The organism is Acinetobacter lwoffii (assembly GCF_052078135.1).
Taxonomy (GTDB): domain Bacteria; phylum Pseudomonadota; class Gammaproteobacteria; order Pseudomonadales; family Moraxellaceae; genus Acinetobacter; species Acinetobacter lwoffii_Z.
In genome coordinates, this window is sequence record NZ_JBQGUZ010000009.1 from 32,545 (window position 1) to 50,013 (window position 17,469).

27 protein-coding genes and 1 pseudogene are annotated in these 17,469 nt (G+C 42.3%); 22 read left to right on the top strand and 6 right to left on the bottom strand.

Going from position 1 to position 17,469, the window contains the following annotated elements; genetic code table 11:
* Positions 1-2: 2 nt before the first annotated feature.
* The 4 genes from ACTL4S_RS07690 to ACTL4S_RS07705 all read right to left on the bottom strand — a co-directional run bounded on the left by ACTL4S_RS07690 (position 3) and on the right by ACTL4S_RS07705 (position 2,457).
* On the bottom strand, positions 3-902 hold the full coding sequence (locus ACTL4S_RS07690; protein WP_441299072.1) for a DUF2303 family protein: 900 nt from the start codon (positions 900-902) through the stop codon (positions 3-5).
* An 18-nt stretch (positions 903-920) separates the two neighbouring features.
* A complete protein-coding gene (locus tag ACTL4S_RS07695) occupies positions 921-1,295 on the bottom strand; it encodes a YfdP family phage-associated protein (RefSeq protein WP_005103684.1) in 375 nt (124 codons plus the stop codon).
* Between the two features lie 39 nt (positions 1,296-1,334).
* Positions 1,335-1,577, bottom strand: a complete 243-nt coding sequence (locus tag ACTL4S_RS07700; protein ID WP_441299073.1) for a hypothetical protein — start codon at positions 1,575-1,577, stop codon at positions 1,335-1,337.
* A 217-nt stretch (positions 1,578-1,794) separates the two neighbouring features.
* Positions 1,795-2,457 carry a LexA family protein gene (locus tag ACTL4S_RS07705; protein ID WP_441299074.1) on the bottom strand — a complete coding sequence of 221 codons (663 nt, stop codon included), beginning with the start codon at positions 2,455-2,457 and terminating at the stop codon, positions 1,795-1,797.
* Positions 2,458-2,567: 110 nt separating this feature from the next.
* Here ACTL4S_RS07705 and ACTL4S_RS07710 point away from each other — a divergent pair, with 110 nt between their 5' ends.
* The 11 genes and pseudogenes from ACTL4S_RS07710 to ACTL4S_RS07760 all read left to right on the top strand — a co-directional run bounded on the left by ACTL4S_RS07710 (position 2,568) and on the right by ACTL4S_RS07760 (position 7,613).
* On the top strand, positions 2,568-2,777 hold the full coding sequence (locus ACTL4S_RS07710) for a hypothetical protein (RefSeq protein WP_441299075.1): 210 nt from the start codon (positions 2,568-2,570) through the stop codon (positions 2,775-2,777).
* 57 nt (positions 2,778-2,834) lie between these two features.
* Positions 2,835-3,326 carry a phage regulatory CII family protein gene (locus tag ACTL4S_RS07715; RefSeq protein WP_441299076.1) on the top strand — a complete coding sequence of 164 codons (492 nt, stop codon included), beginning with the start codon at positions 2,835-2,837 and terminating at the stop codon, positions 3,324-3,326.
* 52 nt (positions 3,327-3,378) lie between these two features.
* Positions 3,379-4,050 (top strand): phage antirepressor KilAC domain-containing protein, encoded by a 672-nt coding sequence (locus ACTL4S_RS07720; protein WP_441299077.1) that lies wholly within the window; start codon positions 3,379-3,381, stop codon positions 4,048-4,050.
* Entirely contained in the window at positions 4,047-4,859 is an 813-nt protein-coding gene (locus ACTL4S_RS07725; RefSeq protein WP_441299078.1) for a phage replication initiator YdaU family protein, read from the top strand. The genes ACTL4S_RS07720 and ACTL4S_RS07725 overlap by 4 nt, the downstream gene beginning before the upstream one ends.
* Positions 4,859-5,464 carry a restriction endonuclease gene (locus ACTL4S_RS07730; protein ID WP_441299079.1) on the top strand — a complete coding sequence of 202 codons (606 nt, stop codon included), beginning with the start codon at positions 4,859-4,861 and terminating at the stop codon, positions 5,462-5,464. Before ACTL4S_RS07725 ends, ACTL4S_RS07730 begins: the two co-directional genes overlap by 1 nt.
* Positions 5,461-5,997: a hypothetical protein gene (locus tag ACTL4S_RS07735; RefSeq protein ID WP_441299080.1), complete on the top strand. Its 537-nt coding sequence runs from the start codon at positions 5,461-5,463 to the stop codon at positions 5,995-5,997. The genes ACTL4S_RS07730 and ACTL4S_RS07735 overlap by 4 nt, the downstream gene beginning before the upstream one ends.
* The gene (locus tag ACTL4S_RS07740; protein ID WP_100535054.1) at positions 5,994-6,254 is read left to right on the top strand and encodes a hypothetical protein; all 261 of its coding nucleotides are present in this window, start codon (positions 5,994-5,996) and stop codon (positions 6,252-6,254) included. The genes ACTL4S_RS07735 and ACTL4S_RS07740 overlap by 4 nt, the downstream gene beginning before the upstream one ends.
* The gene (locus ACTL4S_RS07745; RefSeq protein WP_441299081.1) at positions 6,251-6,619 is read left to right on the top strand and encodes a hypothetical protein; all 369 of its coding nucleotides are present in this window, start codon (positions 6,251-6,253) and stop codon (positions 6,617-6,619) included. The genes ACTL4S_RS07740 and ACTL4S_RS07745 overlap by 4 nt, the downstream gene beginning before the upstream one ends.
* Positions 6,616-6,762, top strand: a complete 147-nt coding sequence (locus ACTL4S_RS07750; RefSeq protein WP_441299082.1) for a hypothetical protein — start codon at positions 6,616-6,618, stop codon at positions 6,760-6,762. Before ACTL4S_RS07745 ends, ACTL4S_RS07750 begins: the two co-directional genes overlap by 4 nt.
* Positions 6,755-7,189: pseudogene (locus ACTL4S_RS07755) on the top strand (hypothetical protein). The gene ACTL4S_RS07750 and the pseudogene ACTL4S_RS07755 overlap by 8 nt, the downstream one beginning before the upstream one ends.
* 13 nt (positions 7,190-7,202) lie before the next feature.
* Positions 7,203-7,613, top strand: coding sequence for an antiterminator Q family protein (locus tag ACTL4S_RS07760; protein ID WP_441299083.1), 411 nt, complete (start codon positions 7,203-7,205; stop codon positions 7,611-7,613).
* A 6-nt stretch (positions 7,614-7,619) separates the two neighbouring features.
* Here the strand turns inward: ACTL4S_RS07760 and ACTL4S_RS07765 are convergent, their stop codons facing one another.
* On the bottom strand, positions 7,620-8,081 hold the full coding sequence (locus ACTL4S_RS07765; protein WP_286379700.1) for a hypothetical protein: 462 nt from the start codon (positions 8,079-8,081) through the stop codon (positions 7,620-7,622).
* Positions 8,044-8,928: a DUF6731 family protein gene (locus tag ACTL4S_RS07770; RefSeq protein WP_441299084.1), complete on the bottom strand. Its 885-nt coding sequence runs from the start codon at positions 8,926-8,928 to the stop codon at positions 8,044-8,046. The genes ACTL4S_RS07765 and ACTL4S_RS07770 overlap by 38 nt, the downstream gene beginning before the upstream one ends.
* A 303-nt stretch (positions 8,929-9,231) precedes the next feature.
* On the opposite strand from ACTL4S_RS07770, the gene ACTL4S_RS07775 reads away from it, so the two are divergent.
* The 11 genes from ACTL4S_RS07775 (at position 9,232) to ACTL4S_RS07825 (ending at position 17,462) form a co-directional block, all read left to right on the top strand.
* Positions 9,232-9,468 (top strand): hypothetical protein, encoded by a 237-nt coding sequence (locus ACTL4S_RS07775; protein ID WP_004646432.1) that lies wholly within the window; start codon positions 9,232-9,234, stop codon positions 9,466-9,468.
* 840 nt (positions 9,469-10,308) lie between these two features.
* Positions 10,309-10,431 carry a hypothetical protein gene (locus tag ACTL4S_RS07780; protein ID WP_336018923.1) on the top strand — a complete coding sequence of 41 codons (123 nt, stop codon included), beginning with the start codon at positions 10,309-10,311 and terminating at the stop codon, positions 10,429-10,431.
* Between the two features lie 29 nt (positions 10,432-10,460).
* On the top strand, positions 10,461-10,682 hold the full coding sequence (locus tag ACTL4S_RS07785; protein WP_441299085.1) for a hypothetical protein: 222 nt from the start codon (positions 10,461-10,463) through the stop codon (positions 10,680-10,682).
* 5 nt (positions 10,683-10,687) lie between these two features.
* Positions 10,688-11,050 carry a DUF1127 domain-containing protein gene (locus ACTL4S_RS07790; protein WP_441299086.1) on the top strand — a complete coding sequence of 121 codons (363 nt, stop codon included), beginning with the start codon at positions 10,688-10,690 and terminating at the stop codon, positions 11,048-11,050.
* 10 nt (positions 11,051-11,060) lie between these two features.
* Complete coding sequence (locus ACTL4S_RS07795; protein ID WP_441299087.1) at positions 11,061-11,444, top strand: HNH endonuclease; 384 nt, start codon at positions 11,061-11,063, stop codon at positions 11,442-11,444.
* A gap of 57 nt (positions 11,445-11,501) precedes the next feature.
* Positions 11,502-11,993: a phage terminase small subunit P27 family gene (locus tag ACTL4S_RS07800; protein ID WP_441299088.1), complete on the top strand. Its 492-nt coding sequence runs from the start codon at positions 11,502-11,504 to the stop codon at positions 11,991-11,993.
* A 10-nt stretch (positions 11,994-12,003) separates the two neighbouring features.
* Complete coding sequence (locus ACTL4S_RS07805; protein ID WP_441299089.1) at positions 12,004-13,722, top strand: terminase large subunit; 1,719 nt, start codon at positions 12,004-12,006, stop codon at positions 13,720-13,722.
* Positions 13,719-14,984 (top strand): phage portal protein, encoded by a 1,266-nt coding sequence (locus ACTL4S_RS07810; protein ID WP_441299090.1) that lies wholly within the window; start codon positions 13,719-13,721, stop codon positions 14,982-14,984. The genes ACTL4S_RS07805 and ACTL4S_RS07810 overlap by 4 nt, the downstream gene beginning before the upstream one ends.
* Entirely contained in the window at positions 14,953-15,798 is an 846-nt protein-coding gene (locus ACTL4S_RS07815) for a head maturation protease, ClpP-related (RefSeq protein WP_005103659.1), read from the top strand. Before ACTL4S_RS07810 ends, ACTL4S_RS07815 begins: the two co-directional genes overlap by 32 nt.
* Positions 15,799-15,862: 64 nt before the next feature.
* On the top strand, positions 15,863-17,080 hold the full coding sequence (locus ACTL4S_RS07820; RefSeq protein ID WP_441299091.1) for a phage major capsid protein: 1,218 nt from the start codon (positions 15,863-15,865) through the stop codon (positions 17,078-17,080).
* 49 nt (positions 17,081-17,129) lie between these two features.
* On the top strand, positions 17,130-17,462 hold the full coding sequence (locus tag ACTL4S_RS07825) for a hypothetical protein (protein ID WP_441299092.1): 333 nt from the start codon (positions 17,130-17,132) through the stop codon (positions 17,460-17,462).
* The last annotated feature ends 7 nt before the right edge of the window (positions 17,463-17,469 follow it).

Below are 17,469 nucleotides of genomic sequence, written 5' to 3' on the forward strand. Positions count from 1 at the left end.
GGTTAGATATTTGCAGAGCCTTCAAGGATCGTCACAAATGATGGAACACCTGGTAACGCCGTTTCAGTATCATCATTATTGAATACGGTTTTGCCTTCGCGAATATAAGTCACGGTATCTTCCATAGACTTTTCAATCGCTTTTTCGAGCTGGTCCAAGTCGTACCACAAAGCAATATTTCCATCCTTGATGCGGTAGCGGAAACGAGCTGGAAGGGCATAATGCTCACCACCACGATGTACCTGAATACCAAATACAATCTGCTCAGGAATATTCAAGTTGCCTTGGCGTCCGGCACTGGCTTCAATGTTTTCGTTGTAGGTCAATGACACTTGGCCATTGTCAGTACGAGTACCAGATTTGAAATCGATATTGGTTTTGGCCTGAAGAGTATTCACGATTTCATAAAGCTCAGCTGCAGCAGGCTGATTCACATACGGCATTACATCTTCTAGGAATAATGCAAAATCCATCTGTGACATTTTTCGGCCAGAGTTCGCTACAACTTTTTCAAATTCTGGAGTCTTACTAACAATGAAGTGAGCAGTGTGCTTGCAATGGCGTTGATAAGCATTAGCACCATAACCTGCAACTTTTTCGGCTTGGTGGAAGTCCAGTACCGCTTGAATTTTTCCACCCAGTACATCTACAAAAACCATTGAGTCTTCATCTGCAAAGCGATTAACGTAGGCAATCAGGTCTTTTGCTGTATGCAAGATTGTTGCTTGCTTAAGTTGAAGTGGGCGTTCCAGTGTTTCTTCAAAGGTGTGAACGCTGCCACCTTCAGGTGTAACCACGAAAGGTAAAACGTCACCAGCTGCCTGTAGAGAAGTTTGACCAATTACGAAAGCATCTTTATGCATTACTGTACCCACTTGATTATTTAGTTCAGAGTTATTCATGTTGTTAAGGCCTTTTAATTAGCTGAGGTTTTTGAAAGTTGGTTTTTTGGTTTCCGGCAGTGCTTTCACATCTACTGGGCCGCTTGATTGGATCTGTTCAAGATTCAATTTCTGTTGGCGTGGATCTTCACGAACAAGCTGCTGTTTTCCATCGGTGAATAGAACAGTTGGTTCTTTATCGAACTTAGGAAGAATTGATTTAACGTCATCCATGATTTTGTAGACGCCGTTGCCATTTGGCTTAATGGTCAAAGAAATAGTGACCTTGCTTTGCTTGCCGGTATCCGCCGTTGCCTGGAGTGCTTCAGTAAGCAGCTCATCAATTTCTTCAGCCACAGTACCGTGACGTAAATTTTCAAGTGTTTGAGCGAAAGAGGTTTTGTTTTTTGACATGGTTATTCTCCAAAAATTACTTGTGTAAGCCGTGTTGAATTAGTTGTTTGTTCCAACAGAAGTGGCAATTGCTTCAACCTGGCGCTTAGACGCTTTGTCAGCCTGATCGATAAACATTGCTGAAAGACCTAAAAGGATTGAGAAAACTAAAGACCAAGCTGCAACATTTGAAGCGACTTCTTTCGCTACAGATTTAGGCTTTGGGTGTTGATACAAACACTCAGAGGTCATGCTTGATCGGCCGAACTCTGGCAGGTTGCTTTGGATTGGGTTTTTATTCATAATAATTTCACTCAGTAGGGTGATGAGTCATGCTCCAGGTAGTTCGCGCTACGCTGGGGCTTTTTGTTGTCTTCGAACTAATGTTCGTTTAACCGAACAATATTGTCAATAGGGTTGTTCGAAAAAATGAATAATTATGTTCGAAATATCGAATATTTTTTTAAAACACAAATAAAAACCCGCCATATAGGCGGGCTGTTTAAAAGTTATTATTTATTTATGAGAGGTTAAACTTCTTAGCAGGACGGAATGAGCCAACATACTTGCCGACAAGCACACAATCCTCATTAAGTGGAATAATTTTCTCACCCCAGTTCGGATTTAAAGGCTTTAAGAAATAGCCATTTGATTCTGAAATCAAAGCCTTAAATGTCGCAGTATCATTGCATTTAACTACAATCATTTCGCCAGTCTGAATATCTTCCAGGCACCAATCTGGATCGATACAGATTTTTTCGCCTTCTTCAAAGTAAGGCGCATTACTCAGGCCTTTTACTTCAAGATAAAAACTTCTTCTGCCGGCACCTGGCACCAAAGGAAGCATTTCGCATTCCGCAAGGTTACTGATTGACTCCATGTCGGTAAAATCTCCTGCCTGTACCCACGATATTACAGGAGCATAACCTACTGTGTATAAAGGTTTTAAGTCAACACTATTGTCCAATTGGTTAGTTTTATTTTCTTGACCATTCAAAATCCACGACGATGTTGTTTTTAAAACCTTGGCCAAAGACTCCATGTATTTTGCGCTTGGTGAATTAGATCCATTGATCCAACCCGAAACGGTCGCACGACCAGCACCCGTACCTCGCATTACATCCGCCTGACTCAAACCAAGTTCACTCATTCTTTTATTTATACGATCTGCAGCTGAAGTCATCACAAAATCATTCCATTAATTACGTGTTCGGAAGTATGAACAATTAAGTTGACACTTACCCGAACAAGTGATTCAATAAACCGAACAAATATAGTTCGGAGAACAGAACAATGAATGTTGCCGATCTACGAAATTTTTACAGCGTAGAAAACAACTCTCAGTTGTCTAAAAAAATCCTAAAAGGTCGATCCACATTGACCGGATGGGAAGAAGAAGGAATCCCACTCGGCACCCAAGCAATTTACGAATTGCTTAGCCAAGGAAAACTTAAAGCAGATCGCCAAGCCCTTGCAAGCTGGCAATCTACCAACGCTGCCTAATCATTATCTAAAAAACAATGATTTGACGATACGTGAAATATTTCAAAGGATTCACAAATGGAACTAAGTAAAGAAGCCCAAACCGCGATCTTCAAAATGATCCATCAAACGAAAGGGATTTCACCAAAACAAATCGCTGAAGTTACTGGCGACTCGCACAACATGATCTTGAACTATGCCAATCCAAACATGGAAAACCATGTTCCAAGTCTAAAGAAGTTTGAGGCGATCCAATCTTTTACCCGCAACCCTGAGCTAATCAAAGTATGGGCGCATGAACTTGGCTTCGTGTTGGTTCCAGTTAATTCATCAGGTGACAGTCATCGCGAGCTCTCAATTGTTGAGAACTTGCTGCAAACCAATATTGCTACAGGTCAAGCCACTAAGACCGTTTATGACGTTTTAGAGGATAGCGTTGTCACACCTCAGGAATATGAGGAAGCACACGAATTTTTGAAAAAGATTCAGGAATATGCAGCTGCCACTGATGAGGCATTAAAGAAAGCTGCTGGGCGATATATCAACCCTAGCCACAAAGAAAAAGCCTGATGGTCTAGATCAGGCTTTTCCGGTTGTTCACAAACCCGAGAAGGAAATGAACATGAATATGATGACACAATTTAATCATAATCAACAGAGTGTGACAAGCCTTGATATTTCAGAGCTTGTTCAATCCCGCCATGACGACACAAAGCGCTCAATTACGCGCCTGGTTGATAGAGGGGTAATAGCATGCCCGCCAGTGGCGGTTGTGCAAAAAGAAGCCAATAGCCGAAATTACAATGTTGAGGTTTATGTTTTCTCTGGTGAGCAGGGAAAATTAGACTCAATCACTGTGGTTGCTCAACTTTGCCCAGAATTCACTGCAGCACTGGTAAAGCGCTGGTATGAACTTGAGAACCAAAACGCCGTCCAACTTCCTCAAACTTTTGCAGAAGCACTTCAATTAGCAGCCGATCAAGCTCGAAAAATTGAACTCGACAAGCCAAAAGTGGAGTACTACGAAAAAATTGTAGTGCGTGACACTTTGCTCAATGCCACTCAAGTAGCCCAGAAACTTCGAATGTCAGCCATGGCAATGAATAAATACCTGGATCAATTCGATGTGTATAGCCGTGGTGTCAAACGTGCGCGTGTATTCCAGCAATGGTTTATTGATAAAGGCTTTGGTGAGCTTAAGCAAACTGAGCTTGGATTTTCTCAACCAATGTTCACTACAAAAGGTGAAGCATGGGTAATTGAGAAGCTTACAAGTGAAGGAGTGGTGGTATGAGTAGTTTTGTTCCTAATAGCTTTCAACTACCTAATGCTCTCATTGATGACGGCGTAATGGCTGAAATGAAAGGTGCAGCACTGGCAATCTATATTCTGATTGTTCGCAAAACTCGTGGCTGGCAGAAAGAAACTGATGCAATCAGTATTTCACAATTTATGAAATTTACAGGCTATGGAAAAGATGCTGTGATTTCTGGTGCTGAAAAATTAGTTTCACTTGGTTTGGTAGAAAGAATTGGTCGTGATCACCAGGCAACACTCTACTCCTTAAGTGATCTTGCTGAGCGTGAAATTTCCAACTTGTCGGAAAATCCGACTACTGCAAACTTGTCGGAAAATACGACAGGGGTAGTCGGAAAAACCGACATCAACTTGTCGGAAAATCCGACACACAATAACAACTCAAAAACAACTAATACAAAAACAAATAAAGATAAGGGTGATCAGAAGAAATCTGGTTCTGAAAAAACTGAGAAATCCACTTCTAAAAAACAACCGTTGTTTGATGCAAAAGCAATTGAGTTACCAGTGAACGTAAATCGTGATCTATGGATTCAATTTGTTGATATGCGCAACAGCATCAGAAAACCACTTACTGAAAACGCCGTAAACCTTTTGATTAAAAAATTGGTTGGCTTTGGTGATCAGGCAAACCAGTCACTGGAAGCTTCAATCATTGGAAGTTATCAAAGCGTTTATCCACCTAAACAACAAACTCCAGTTCAAAACCAACAGCCAATGCAACGCCGTCGCTTCGGTAACCAAGCAGATCCAAGTCAAATGCGCACAGTGGGAGAGTCAAACTAATGAGCAATATTCAATTATTCGAAAACGCTTTTGCTGTGAACTTTCCAGTTGAAGTGGCAGAACTGGTTTTAAACCGCATTGGTGATGTCTACGGCGCTGAGTTCACTAAAAAATACGCAAATTATTCAGATGAAGAGCTTGTGCAGTTGGCATGCACTGTTTTGAGTGGCCTGACTCCAGCTGATATCACTCGCGGCATCTTGCGTATGAATTCTGAAGAGTGGTGTCCAAACCTTCCGAAATTCCGTAGCTGGTGTGAACAAGGTGGTGACTGGTGGACTGCAGATATGGCATGGGCCAAAGCGTTGCAGTTTGAAAATGATAAAAAATCGGAAATTACGACACTTGCGAAGCGCAGTCTTGATGAGGTGCGCCATATCCTCAACGTAGAGGGGCAGAAAGCAGCGCATTACGCCTTTAATGCGATTTATCAGGACTACCTTGCACGGGCGAAGGAAAAAGGCCGTGTGCAGGAAATGTGGAAGAAAGGGGGCAAGGCTAAGTCTTTAACTTATGATGAGCGCAATCGTAAAGGAGTGCCGTGTCCGCCTGAGTTGGCTGCAAAAGTGAAAGGTGCTTTTAAGCGTGCGGGGAGAGCAGCATGAACGAGATCCTAGAACAGCGCATCACATCAATACAGATGGGCAAAAACATTACTCATGCACAGATGGAAGCTAAACGTGGTTTGCGTGACCAGCTGGAGCGTGACTTGGAGGAATTCTTTGCACGTGGTGGTGAGGTTAGGAAATTAGATCGCGGCTTTACTCATTTCAAAAATGGAATTCTTCCGGCTGGCGCTCCAAATGCTGTGAGAAGTGAGCAGGACCGGATTGATCGCGAAAAAGCGATTGAAGTGAAAAATGAAGAAATTCGAAAGTACAAAGCGGCACTTAAAGAGCAACGGCGTTCAGCATCAAAACAAAAGGCTGAGGCTCAAATGAAAGAGCAGGCTGAGGTGCTGGGTCAGTTTGTTAGTAAGTTCCCAAGCCAAGATGACTTTAAACGACTTTCTGAAATAGTGGGTTATCAAACTCGACATTTGCGTGATGCTGCGAGAGGCCATACGAAACTTGCTGTTGATCGATGGGAATTGGTTAAGAAGGCTGTAAAAACTTTTAAATCGGTAGGTGCCGTATGAACTTAATCGAAAAATATGGCGTAGATGCTCAAGGCTTGGTGCGGCGCTATGGTGGCATAGAAAGGTGCCGTGAGATTGTGGAAAAGGCTCCAGAAGGTGCGGAGTGCTACTCGTGGCGTTTGGGGGATTCTGGCATTAGAGACAAAACGGTTTACCTGGATGATCTGAGAGCGGCAATCGCCGATCACGACCGCATTGATACATGCAGTGATATCAAGAACCACATCAGCCCGAATACGGTAGTAATCAATCAATGAAAATTCATGACCGCGTAAAAGTTAATTTTATTTCTGAATCGAGTACTGATTTTTCAGGAAAGCAATTCACTGGTGAAGGAATTATTGATCGTATTGAAGATGGTCGTGTATTTGGCCGTTTAGATACAGGCATTCCGTTTATGTGCGCCGTAGCTGATGTGACCATCATTAAACAACAAGATAAGCGCAAAGAATTTGAAACCTTTTTTGCTGCCCAACCATTTTACCTTCAGCTTAGATTTATCTACGGCGAGCGCTTATTTGATTTTGATCAGGGTATTGGGTACCGCAATTTAACCGTGCAAATCGCATATGTGTGTTGGTGCAAAGGAGATAAGGAGTTTGTGTTGCGAGGTGAGTCATGAATAAATTCCAACAAGAAACCGCAGTGCTTTTGATTTGCAATACTGTTCTTTTTGCTGAGTTCAGGGCTGCAATTCCGGGTGCGCTGATGCTTATTCTTATGGCTTGCTTTGTTGTAATGATGTGGCGAGGTGCCAGTGACTAAAATCCTCATCGGCATCGATACAGGAGTTAAAACCGGTTACGCCGTGGCAATGGACCATGGCACCGGTGGGGAGTTGCATCAAGTGGAGTGCTTAAGTATCACCAAGGCAATGCAAGCTGTTCAGGAAATAAAAGCAATTCATGGGAAAGATAGTTTAAAGCTGTATATCGAAGATGCTCGTAAACGTACTTGGTTTACTGGTGGTAAAGAAAAAGCTCAAGGCGTGGGGTCGGTAAAGCGTGATGCGCAGATCTGGGAGGACTGATGTATAGAACAAGAGTTCAATTACATCATGGTTCACCCAAAAGCAAATGCTACTAAAACCAAAGCGGATCTGTTTAAGAAGATCACTGGTTGGACTGGTCGCACGAATGAGCATGCACGTGATGCAGCAATGTTGGTTTTTAAAAGATTTTGGAAGATTTAAGGGAAGACTATAAATGAGCGCAATTGTAGAAGTAAAACCAACGATTCGAATGATGCAAAATGAATTGGCGCAGTGGGGTAAGTGGGCGCGCCATGCTTCATATAATCCAAGTGAATTGACTTATACCTCACCTACATATGGTTTGATGCGTTTGAAAGAGGGGCAGAAGTCGTCAGGTGTTCAGGTGATGCTAGATGATGATGCCTTGGTTGCTATTGATCACCTGGTGACGCAGTTGCGCTTTTCACGACCAGATCTGTACCAGTGGATTGAATTCCATTATTTGAAGGGATATCCGATCGCCGTGTTGGCAAGTAAGACCAAGGTGGATCGCCGTAATATTGATAAGTTTCTTTTAGCTGCTGAGACTTGGCTGGATAGTCGACTGGATTCTATATTGTTTCAATTAAAAAAGGACTCATAAGAGTCCTTACACATTATAGATAATTTTAAAGAAACTATATCCAGTTCTAATTAGAAGCAAGAAAGAAAGAACCAAGTAGCCAATCATTAAGCTGAATGCTATAGGGGAGAAATCTGTTCGATATAATAATAGAACCAAAAAAGCCAAAATAGTAACTATTAAGAATATCGAGCTAGTAAATAATGCCAATCTTAAGAACTTGGGATAGTGGCCAGTCTTCCTCATATTGGCAATTAATGTTTTGTCCATTAAAGCTGTCAAAACTGCTATTGCTGTCAATAAGAAGCCCAATAAAGTCGCAGAAATTGTTGCAGTAAATTTTGCTATTTCAAATTGAGAAGTTTGAGTATTGTCAGCATAAAAACTAAAGGGGGCATAATTATAAAATAGATAAGCACAAACAATAGGTAGCAAGATACAGAAAATGTATTTAGGCAATGCGCGAATCAATGGTGCCGAAGTAGTCATTTAAAGCTCCTTGATTGTCTACATACACATTATCTATCAAACTGAACATTGTTTTAGGCTGTACATAACCTTTGTCAGTCACAACTTGTCGTCTATCAGAGAGGCGATGAGCAATAAGGTCGATAGGATGTACAAAACCATGTTCATCCTCAATTACTGCGATAGCTTTTTCAGCATTCAGATTTACCAATTCAACGGCAGTATCCTTAAGGCCCTTTAACTTCCCTTTTTTATTGCTACGCAAGTCAATTGCTAAAGTGAGGTTAAAGCGATCTGCATCCGTATTATTCATTAATGCGAATATTGTTTTAGTTTCATTGCTTACATCATAAAGTTCGGGGTTGGTAGGGCGAGCAATAGTTGCAATAATTTTTTTTAATTGACTACTTTCTTTCATTAGCTCTTTAACAGCATCGGCTTGAATAATAGGTTCTACTGTTACAGGGGTGTTTGATAGATTTTTTAGAAAATCGGCGAATCTAGTAGGGAGACTACCATATCCATTTACATGCCAGATAAGTAAATTAAATTCAGGATAAAAAATAAAAAAGTTAGATTCTATTAGGCCTTCACCAGGCTTTAGATCAACAGGAACTCCGTTTCCTCCAGGAGTCCCTACTTCAGGAAATTTATCAGTCCTAAATTTTCTAAATATTCCAGTATAAGAATTACAAGGTGAGCTTCTATGAGTTATTTTGAAGAGCTCTCTAGTGTATCCATTGCTATCAAAACAACATTCAAATTGATTGCTCATAACTTTGTTAAAAATATCAGCAGCATTTTTAATATCTTCTTTCGTAGTAATATTTAGTTGGTAAAAGTCAAACTTCATCCATGTGTTTTTCATCACCACACCCCATAAGCATAAAAGAATAAAAATTAATCAATTAAAACACTTGTATTGCGCGCAGTAAACTACTATATTCATGTTATGGTTGGCGAAGTTATACAGCGTTGACCATATTGGATTGATCTCCAATTTTTGTGCAAGAAAGCTACTGTTTTTGATTGCACCAAAAAGCCTGCTTAGATGCGGGTTTTTTAATGCCTGGGCTATTTGAAAATAAGCTCGCCAAATGGTGGGCTTTTTGACATTATTTATTCATAAAATTAAGTGATAATGCCTTTTTGTTTTTGAGCTCTAATTGAAATGGCGATTTTAACTGTTAAAAAACTAGAAGATACTCTCGGTAAATTAGTGGCTGAAGGCGAAAAGCCTGAAAAGATTTTATTAGGCTATAAAGCGTATGGCGAGCTAATGAATGATCGTAGTTTTTTTGAGGAAGTGGCTGGCTCGGCAATGGATCCAAACAAACGAAAATATAAAAATATTAAAATTAAGGTCACTCAAGACGAATACCAGTTTAACGTGAAATGTCAAAAATAGGTTTAAGCATCAAGGAAAGCTCGCCAAATGGTGGGCTTTTTTATTGCCCTGAGAAATACTAGTGTAATCACACCAAGTTAAAATGCTTGATTAACCAGGAATGAATCTTGCTTAGTTCAACAAAGTTAATGACATTATTTCAGTAATGAATATTATAAATTTATGTTTTATAAGTGAAAATAACTGACATTTCTTGCGACATGATTGCTTGATTGTCCAGGAGTAAAATCATGCTTAGATTACTGATGTGTTTATTCGGCCTACACGGTGCGACTGAAATCGATTACACGGTTGATGATGAAGAAATCAAGGTGTGTCGGGATTGTTTGAAAGAAGTTGAATAACAATCACTCAAACAAATAGCCATGTCATTAGATTGAAATACTTAAACAATATGGTAGCCCTGCAAATAAGAAATAAGTTGTAGCGCAAGTCAAGCCTGTTTAATTGGAGAGAGAGTTAAACAGGCTTTTTTTATTCTTAAAATTCGCCGGACGTATTACGGCAAATAAAGCCCCTCGCATTCTAGATGTTGAGGGGTTTTTCTTTTCTTATTGGTGGTGCGTATGGATGTCAAAGAAGCCCAAAAGAATCTAAATGAATTGCATGATGAGCTGGTGAAGTACCAGAGCCTAAGTCGAGCATTCATGAATAGCAAACAGATGATCGCTATTGATGAAGTAATGGCAAACATCCGTACTCGCATGAAGAACATTCAAATCAATTTAAGTCGGAGATAGCGCCGTGGGTAAAAGTGATCAAGAACGACTCGATGCCTTTAAGCGGGATCTATACCAGGACATAGCTAATCGCAAACGATTGTTTGAGGCTGAGACTGGTTTGGCAATCAAAGATGTTGAGTTGGTATTTGTGAATGTTTCCACTGTAGATCAAGTCAATCAATACCTGCTTAACGAAATCAATGTGACCTTGGGTGATTCAGATGACATGTGCATCGTGTGAAAGAAACCGTGAATGGATAAGGAAGCAAAGTGAACGAGCAAAAGAAAGAATGCGGCTGTGTATCGAACGCCTTACTGGTCGAGATGCTTCAAGCAATGAACAACCAAAGCCAGGCGACGACAGCTCAAAGCAATCTACTGGCAGAACAGAATAAAGTCATGGCTCGTATCGTGGATCAGAACAATGAGCTGATAGCGATGATGCAGACCGAAGATGATGAAGATGAACCTAAGTCACCTTATTTGGATTGATGGATATGTTTGAACTAATTAAGAAGTGGTTAACGCGACCAATCGTTGTTAATTTTACGGTTGAGCCTTTATCACAGGTCGCTGCAATCAATGTAATCAAGTGTGAAAAGCAGATTACTCCTGAGATAGCTAAGGCTGTTAGAGATGCATGGTCTAAGTTTCATAAGTCTAAAGCAATAGTTCTCTGCCCAGGTATGACACTTGAGCAGCTTACTGATGAACAGCTTAAGGATATTGGACTGATTCGTGCTGATTTTGGTAGCGATCAAGGATATTGGACTTTGAATAATAGTGAGAGCGTCATTAGTGCTAATACTAATGTTGCTCTGGGAAAGTATTTAAAAGATAGCGCATCACGCAGACGTTAAGGTTATTAAGATGAGCAGACCATGCCGTGAGTTTCGTTGTCCAAACCTAACCAAATCACCAAAAGAACAAGGCTATTGTGATAAGCATGCACATAAGCGCAGCAACTGGACAGCACGCCAAGACCGATCAGGATCAACTACGGCGCGTGGCTATGGTTATGCATGGCGATTACTGCGTGAAAGCATATTGAAGCGTGATAACTATCTCTGTGTGAAATGCTCCGTTGCTGGGCGTGTGGCTGAGGCTACAGACGTCGATCACATTAAGGCTAAGGCTCACGGTGGTACAGATGATCCAGACAATCTACAGTCGTTGTGTGCACCGTGTCATAGAGAAAAAACAGCTACAGAAGGGGGAGGGTGGGTCGAGAGTTCAGGGTCTTTGCCTAAATGACCGCCCCCCTCCGTTCATTTTTACGTGCGCGAAATTAAAAATTCAGGGTGTTGACAAATGGGTGGAGTTTCTTCAGTTCCTGGTCGTGGCCGAAAGCCAAAACCACAGGAAACAAAACTGGCAGCTGGCAACCCGGGCAGACGTCCTCTCAATACCAATGTGCCTGAATTTGCTGATGTCGTAGATATTGAGGTACCAGAATATCTTTCAGAGATGGAGTACGCTGAGATAATGTGGCGCTCGGTTATTCCGGAATTATTAAAAAACAAAGTTCTTAAAATTACAGACATGCACAACGTGGAAATGTTCTGCATGGCTTATCACAACTTGCGCGTAGCCCAAAAAGAAGTAGTCGAGAATGGACCCACACTGGAAACAGCGCAAGGCAGTACGATTAAAAATCCAGCCTTGACTGCAGTGAATGAGGCATCAAAACAGATGGCTTCTTTTGGGGCAATGCTGGGTCTGGATCCATCTTCCCGGGGACGGTTAGGTGGTGGGGGTAATAAACCTAAAACAAATAAATTTGCGCAGGTGCTAAATATGTAGCGAGGCCGAAATGACAGCTTTCCCAAACGTTGGCATTGCAAATAAATGGGCAAAGCAGGTTGTTTCAGGAAAAATACCTGCATGTAAGTGGGTAAAACTTGCTTGTAAACGCCACTTAGATGACCTGATTAAGTCAAAAAATAAAGATTTTCCTTATAAATTTGAGCCAAAACTAGCAGAAAAGAAGATCGCTTTTATTGAATTGCTGCCCCATACCAAGGGTGAGTGGGCAATGAAGCGCCTGAGCATCACGCTTGAGCCTTGGCAAAAGTTTGGTATTGGTTGCACATTTGGTTGGGTTCGTAAAAAAGACGGGTACCGCCGCTTCCGTGAAAGCTATTGGGAGGTGCCGCGTAAAAACGGTAAGTCTGCAATCGCTGCTGGCGTGGCTCTTAACATGTTTGCCAATGATGGTGAATTTGGCTCAGAAGTTTATGCGGGTGCCACTACCGAGAAACAGGCATGGGAAGTTTTTAAACCTGCACGCTTAATGGCGGTACGTTCACCAGATTTTATTGAAGCAGCTGGCGTACTGATTAATGCGGGTAGCCTGGAGATTCCTGACGAAGGTTCTATTTTTGAGCCCATCATCGGGGACCCACCAGATGGTCAGTCACCGCATTGTGCTGTAGTTGATGAATTCCATGAGCATCCAACATCTGCGTTGTATGACACCATGCAGACCGGTATGGGTGCACGTCGACAGCCTATGATTTTCACAATCACAACAGCTGGCTTTAATATTGAAGGCCCTTGTTATGATTTACGTGCACGTGTTCAGGAAATGCTCCTGGATACCGTACCAGATGATGAGCTGTTTGGCTGGATATGGACCATTGATGAGGGAGATGACTGGACAGATCCGGCAGTATTGGCCAAAGCAAACCCCAATTATGGGGTTTCTGTTTATTCGGACTATCTGGAATCTCAGCAACGCCGGGCAATTCAGAACGCATCAAAGCAAGGTGCTTTTAAAACTAAGCACTTAAACGTTTGGGTATCAGCAAAATCTGCATTTTTCAACATGGAAAAGTGGAAGGCCTGCGGTAATCCAGACCTAAACATTGATGACTTTGAAGCAACGCCTTGCATGATGTGTGTGGATCTATCATCAAAAATCGATATTGCAGCACGTATCAACCTGTTCTATCGAATTGAGGATGATGGTCGACTGCATTACTACTGTATAGATCCGCAGTTCTATCTACCTGAAGACACGGTTTATAGCGGCGATGAAAAGCAGGTGGTTGAGCGGTATCAGAAATGGTTCAACAAAGGTCTGCTGAATGTCTGTGATGGCTATGAGAATGACCTGAATCAAATCGCAAAGGAATTAATCGAAGATGCTCAGCGAGTGTCTTTGACTGAGGTTCCCTACGATGAGTGGGGTGGATTCCAGATTGCAAAAACTGTGGACGATGCCGGATATACCTCAATCAAGATGCCCAAAACTACAAAGACATTCTCACCAGCAATGAAGGAGCTTGAAGCCGCCATTGCTGCAGGTCGTTTTCATCATGATGGAAACCCAATTCTTAGCTGGATGATTGGCAACGTTATTTCTAAAACAGGAAAAAATGAAACCGAGTTCCCGGATAAGGAAAAGAAGTTTAAGAAAATCGATGGTGCTGTAGCGTTGTTAATGGGCATCAGTCGGGCAATGGTGCTTGCAGGGGAACCTACAGGTGATGAATTTTATGATGATCCAATTATGGTAGGTGTTGAATGAGTACAAAGAAGCCGGGTCGGTTTGCTCAAGCAGCTTTGCGCTTCCTTGGGCTTGATGGGCATCTGAGTCTGGAGCCTGAATTATTAAGGGCATTATTGGCCACATCGAGTGGTAAGCATGTAACTGTGGATTCGGCGCTTCAATTGAGCGCCGTTTTTTCATGTGTGAGTTTGATTTCAGAAACTGTATCAACGCTGCCTCTTAAGATTTACCAACGAAAAGCGGACGGTAGCCGGGATGTTGCAGTTAAGCATCCGCTCTACAATCTTTTGTGCCGGTCACCAAACTACGAGATGACACCAAGCCGATTCATGCTGATGATTGTGGCCAGTATCTGCCTATGGGGAAATTCATACATTGAAATTATTCGAAGTGCATCAGGCCGGATTATTTCATTGAATCCATTGCTACCCCAAAACATGGCGGTGACCAGGAACAAGACCAATGGAATGCTGAAATACACTTACACCGAAAGTGGTGTTAAGCGTGAAATCACTGAAAAAAACATGATGCATGTTCGTGGTTTTGGTATCGATGGAGTGATGGGCTTATTTAAAGTCCAGAAGGCGCGTGAAACCATTGGAGCTGCACAGGCTGCTGAAGAAGCTGCAGCCAAGTTCTTTGAAAACGGTTTGCAGACATCAGGTCTTTTATCTGCTCAAGGGAAATTAACAGCAGATCAGCGTGATTCACTTAGAGACAACATGAAGAAATTCATGGGATCCAAGAATGCCGGAAAAATGATGGTGCTTGAAAATGGTATGCAATACCACGGTATCACCATGAATCCTGAAGCGGCTCAGATGTTAGAAACCCGGACATTTGAAATTGAGGAAATTTGCCGCTGGTTCCGGGTACCACCATTCATGGTTGGACATTTGGATAAGCAAAGCTCATGGGCCTCCAGTGTTGAAGGCATGAACATGCAATTCCTGACCAATACCTTGCGTCCATTACTGGTCAATATTGAACAGGAAATTTCACGGTGCCTGATTGGTGCTGCAGAGTTTGAAACCTATTACGTTGAGTTTGGTGTGGAAGGCTTATTGCGGGCAGACTCAAAAGGCCGTGCTGAATATTATGCATCTGCACTCAACAATGGTTGGTATAACCGAAATGAAGTAAGACGCAAAGAAAATGAAGCGCCTATTGCGGGTGGGGAAATTTATACAATTCAATCGGCATTAATTCCGCTTGATAAAGTCGGGACCAATTACAAAGGTGATAATAATGAGCAAACGAAACCTGCTGCCAGTCGCTAATTTTAATGCAAAAGAAAAAGGTGGTGTTTCGCCGTTAGCTTTTGATCGTTGGAATCCTGCAATTAAAGCATCAGATGAAAATGACAACACGATTGGTATTTATGATCCGATTGGTTATGACTACTGGGATGACTCTGGTGTAACTGCTAAGCGAATCAGCGCGGCATTGCGTTCACTTGATGGCGCTGATGTTGTAGTCAATATCAATTCACCGGGTGGTGATGTATTTGAAGGTCTGGCTATTTACAACCTGCTTCGCGAATACAAAGGCCATGTGACTGTACGTGTATTGGGGGTTGCAGCTTCAGCAGCATCATTTATTGCCATGGCAGCCGATGAGATTCAAATTGCCCGTGCTGGATTCTTTATGATTCACAATGCCTGGACAGGACTTTGGGGTAATCGCAACGACTTGCGTGAAACTGCAGATTTCCTTGAGCAGATCGATGACACCATTGCTGATATTTACCATGTGAAGTCTGGTCTTAGCATGGATGAGCTTAAAGCCGATATGGATAAAGAGCGCTGGATCAATGGGCGTGATGCTATCGATAGTGGCTTTGCTGATGCTTTCCTGCCATCTGATGTGGTTGTTGAAGATACAAAGAACTTTACTAAAGAAAAGGTGGCAGCACATAAAGCAGATATTTTGCTTGCCAAAGCAGGAATGTCTCGAAGCTCACGACGGGAACTTATTCAAGATTTAAAGGGTACGCCTGGCGCTACCAACCAAGCTACGCCAAGCGCTAGCAATGATGTACTCGAGAGTGTTCTTCAAAGTATGCGTAACGCTACTGAGAAATTTAGCACTTAAAACCTGATAGCAATTTTATGACCGCCTATATGGCGGTTTTCTTATTTTTGAGAGATGAAAAATCATGACTGATCAAACTAAAGACCAAACAGCTCAGGCCCTTAAAGACGTAAACACTGGCTTAAAGAATCTGACTGAAAAAGTTCAACCAATGGCTGAAAATGCTTTGAATGAAGCAAAAAAAGCTGGTGAATTGTCTACTGAAACTAAAGCAGCAGTAGATAAAGCACTTACAGACCTAAATAATCTGCGCCAAGCCCAGAATGACCTACAGGTGAAGTTGGGCGAAGCTGAGCAATTATTTGCACGTGGTGGCACTGGTAATCCAGGTACACAAGTGGATGCTCGTGCTGGTGATCTTGCTGTAAAAGATGAGCAGATTATTTCATTTGCAAGCAATGCAACTTCTGGAAAACGTATCAGTGTAGCCGTTCCCCGTAATGCACTGACATCATTTGCAGTAAACCCTGTTGATGGTTCGACTCGTATCGTGACTGCGCCAAATCAGCGCGTGACCATCCGTGACCTATTGGCTCCAGGTCAAACGGCCAGTAATGCGATTGCTTACTTGCGTGAAACTGGCTTTACCAATAACGCTGCACCGGTGGCTGAAAACACCACCAAGCCATATTCAGAATTAACATTCGAAGAAGTGCTGGAAGGTGTTAAAACAATCGCTCACATGCTGAAAGCATCTAAGCAGATTCTTGATGACTTGCCTCAGTTACAAAGCTTTATCAATGGTCGTTTGCTTAATGGCCTTAAGCGTGTTGAAGATGCGCAACTGTTATTTGGTTCAGGCACTGGTAACAACCTGCATGGTATTTATACTCAAGCAACTGCTTATTCAGCTCCAATTACGATTGCATCCCCGACTCGCGTAGATACTATGCGTTTGGCCATGCTGCAAGCTGCTTTGGCAGATGTATTTGCAACAGGTCATGTGATGCATATGAATGATTGGACTGCAATTGAATTACAGAAAGACACCACCGGTGCATACTTGTTTACCAACCCATTCTCACCTAATACGCCAAGCCTATGGGGCTTGCCGGTAGCAGACACAAATCATGCTGCAATGGTTGGAAACTTCCTTACCGGTAGTTTCGCGGACGCTGCTCAAATCTTTGACCGTGAAGATGCTAACGTGGTGATTTCAACCGAAAATGCTGATGACTTCGAGAAGAACATGATCTCCATCCGTTGTGAAGAGCGTCTTGCATTGGCTGTGTATCGCCCAGAAGCATTCGTAAAAGGTGCATTCCCTGTACCAGCACCTTAATTACAACCATGAAGGGGCCAGCTGGCCCTTTCACCTTGGAGTTTAGAAAATGAAAATTAAATTCTTAGACACTGCAATGCTTGGAAACAAGGTTTACGTCAAAGGTGATGAGGCTGAGATTCCAGACATTACGGCCGGTGAACTCATCAAGAAAAAATTAGCGATTGATCCTGAACAGGTGGCAGCTGATAAAGCTAAAGCTGATGTGGAAAAGAAAGCCAAAGCCGCAGCCGATAAAGAGGCTAAGGCCAAAGCGGACGCAGAAGCCAAGGCAAAAGCCGAGGCTGAGGCGAAAGCTGAAGAGGAAAAGTTAAAGGCAGAAGAAGAGGCGAAAGCCAAAGCTGCTGCAGAAGAAAAAGCTAAAGAAACTAAAACAAAGTAAGGTCATA

Excerpts from the sequence above, each read along its gene's own strand:
- ACTL4S_RS07775 (WP_004646432.1), top strand. The coding sequence starts at position 9,232 with ATGGCGATTTTAACTGTTAAAAAACTAGAAGATACTCTCGGTAAATTA.
- ACTL4S_RS07805 (WP_441299089.1), top strand. The coding sequence starts at position 12,004 with ATGACAGCTTTCCCAAACGTTGGCATTGCAAATAAATGGGCAAAGCAG.
- ACTL4S_RS07770 (WP_441299084.1), bottom strand. The coding sequence starts at position 8,928 with ATGAAAAACACATGGATGAAGTTTGACTTTTACCAACTAAATATTACT.
- ACTL4S_RS07735 (WP_441299080.1), top strand. The coding sequence starts at position 5,461 with ATGAACGAGATCCTAGAACAGCGCATCACATCAATACAGATGGGCAAA.
- ACTL4S_RS07800 (WP_441299088.1), top strand. The coding sequence starts at position 11,502 with ATGGGTGGAGTTTCTTCAGTTCCTGGTCGTGGCCGAAAGCCAAAACCA.
- ACTL4S_RS07695 (WP_005103684.1), bottom strand. The coding sequence starts at position 1,295 with ATGTCAAAAAACAAAACCTCTTTCGCTCAAACACTTGAAAATTTACGT.
- ACTL4S_RS07815 (WP_005103659.1), top strand. The coding sequence starts at position 14,953 with ATGAGCAAACGAAACCTGCTGCCAGTCGCTAATTTTAATGCAAAAGAA.
- ACTL4S_RS07730 (WP_441299079.1), top strand. The coding sequence starts at position 4,859 with ATGAGCAATATTCAATTATTCGAAAACGCTTTTGCTGTGAACTTTCCA.
- ACTL4S_RS07825 (WP_441299092.1), top strand. The coding sequence starts at position 17,130 with ATGAAAATTAAATTCTTAGACACTGCAATGCTTGGAAACAAGGTTTAC.
- ACTL4S_RS07725 (WP_441299078.1), top strand. The coding sequence starts at position 4,047 with ATGAGTAGTTTTGTTCCTAATAGCTTTCAACTACCTAATGCTCTCATT.
- ACTL4S_RS07720 (WP_441299077.1), top strand. The coding sequence starts at position 3,379 with ATGAATATGATGACACAATTTAATCATAATCAACAGAGTGTGACAAGC.
- ACTL4S_RS07790 (WP_441299086.1), top strand. The coding sequence starts at position 10,688 with ATGTTTGAACTAATTAAGAAGTGGTTAACGCGACCAATCGTTGTTAAT.
- ACTL4S_RS07705 (WP_441299074.1), bottom strand. The coding sequence starts at position 2,457 with ATGACTTCAGCTGCAGATCGTATAAATAAAAGAATGAGTGAACTTGGT.
- ACTL4S_RS07690 (WP_441299072.1), bottom strand. The coding sequence starts at position 902 with ATGAATAACTCTGAACTAAATAATCAAGTGGGTACAGTAATGCATAAA.
- ACTL4S_RS07710 (WP_441299075.1), top strand. The coding sequence starts at position 2,568 with ATGAATGTTGCCGATCTACGAAATTTTTACAGCGTAGAAAACAACTCT.
- ACTL4S_RS07715 (WP_441299076.1), top strand. The coding sequence starts at position 2,835 with ATGGAACTAAGTAAAGAAGCCCAAACCGCGATCTTCAAAATGATCCAT.
- ACTL4S_RS07810 (WP_441299090.1), top strand. The coding sequence starts at position 13,719 with ATGAGTACAAAGAAGCCGGGTCGGTTTGCTCAAGCAGCTTTGCGCTTC.
- ACTL4S_RS07700 (WP_441299073.1), bottom strand. The coding sequence starts at position 1,577 with ATGAATAAAAACCCAATCCAAAGCAACCTGCCAGAGTTCGGCCGATCA.
- ACTL4S_RS07820 (WP_441299091.1), top strand. The coding sequence starts at position 15,863 with ATGACTGATCAAACTAAAGACCAAACAGCTCAGGCCCTTAAAGACGTA.
- ACTL4S_RS07745 (WP_441299081.1), top strand. The coding sequence starts at position 6,251 with ATGAAAATTCATGACCGCGTAAAAGTTAATTTTATTTCTGAATCGAGT.
- ACTL4S_RS07740 (WP_100535054.1), top strand. The coding sequence starts at position 5,994 with ATGAACTTAATCGAAAAATATGGCGTAGATGCTCAAGGCTTGGTGCGG.
- ACTL4S_RS07760 (WP_441299083.1), top strand. The coding sequence starts at position 7,203 with ATGAGCGCAATTGTAGAAGTAAAACCAACGATTCGAATGATGCAAAAT.
- ACTL4S_RS07750 (WP_441299082.1), top strand. The coding sequence starts at position 6,616 with ATGAATAAATTCCAACAAGAAACCGCAGTGCTTTTGATTTGCAATACT.
- ACTL4S_RS07765 (WP_286379700.1), bottom strand. The coding sequence starts at position 8,081 with ATGACTACTTCGGCACCATTGATTCGCGCATTGCCTAAATACATTTTC.
- ACTL4S_RS07795 (WP_441299087.1), top strand. The coding sequence starts at position 11,061 with ATGAGCAGACCATGCCGTGAGTTTCGTTGTCCAAACCTAACCAAATCA.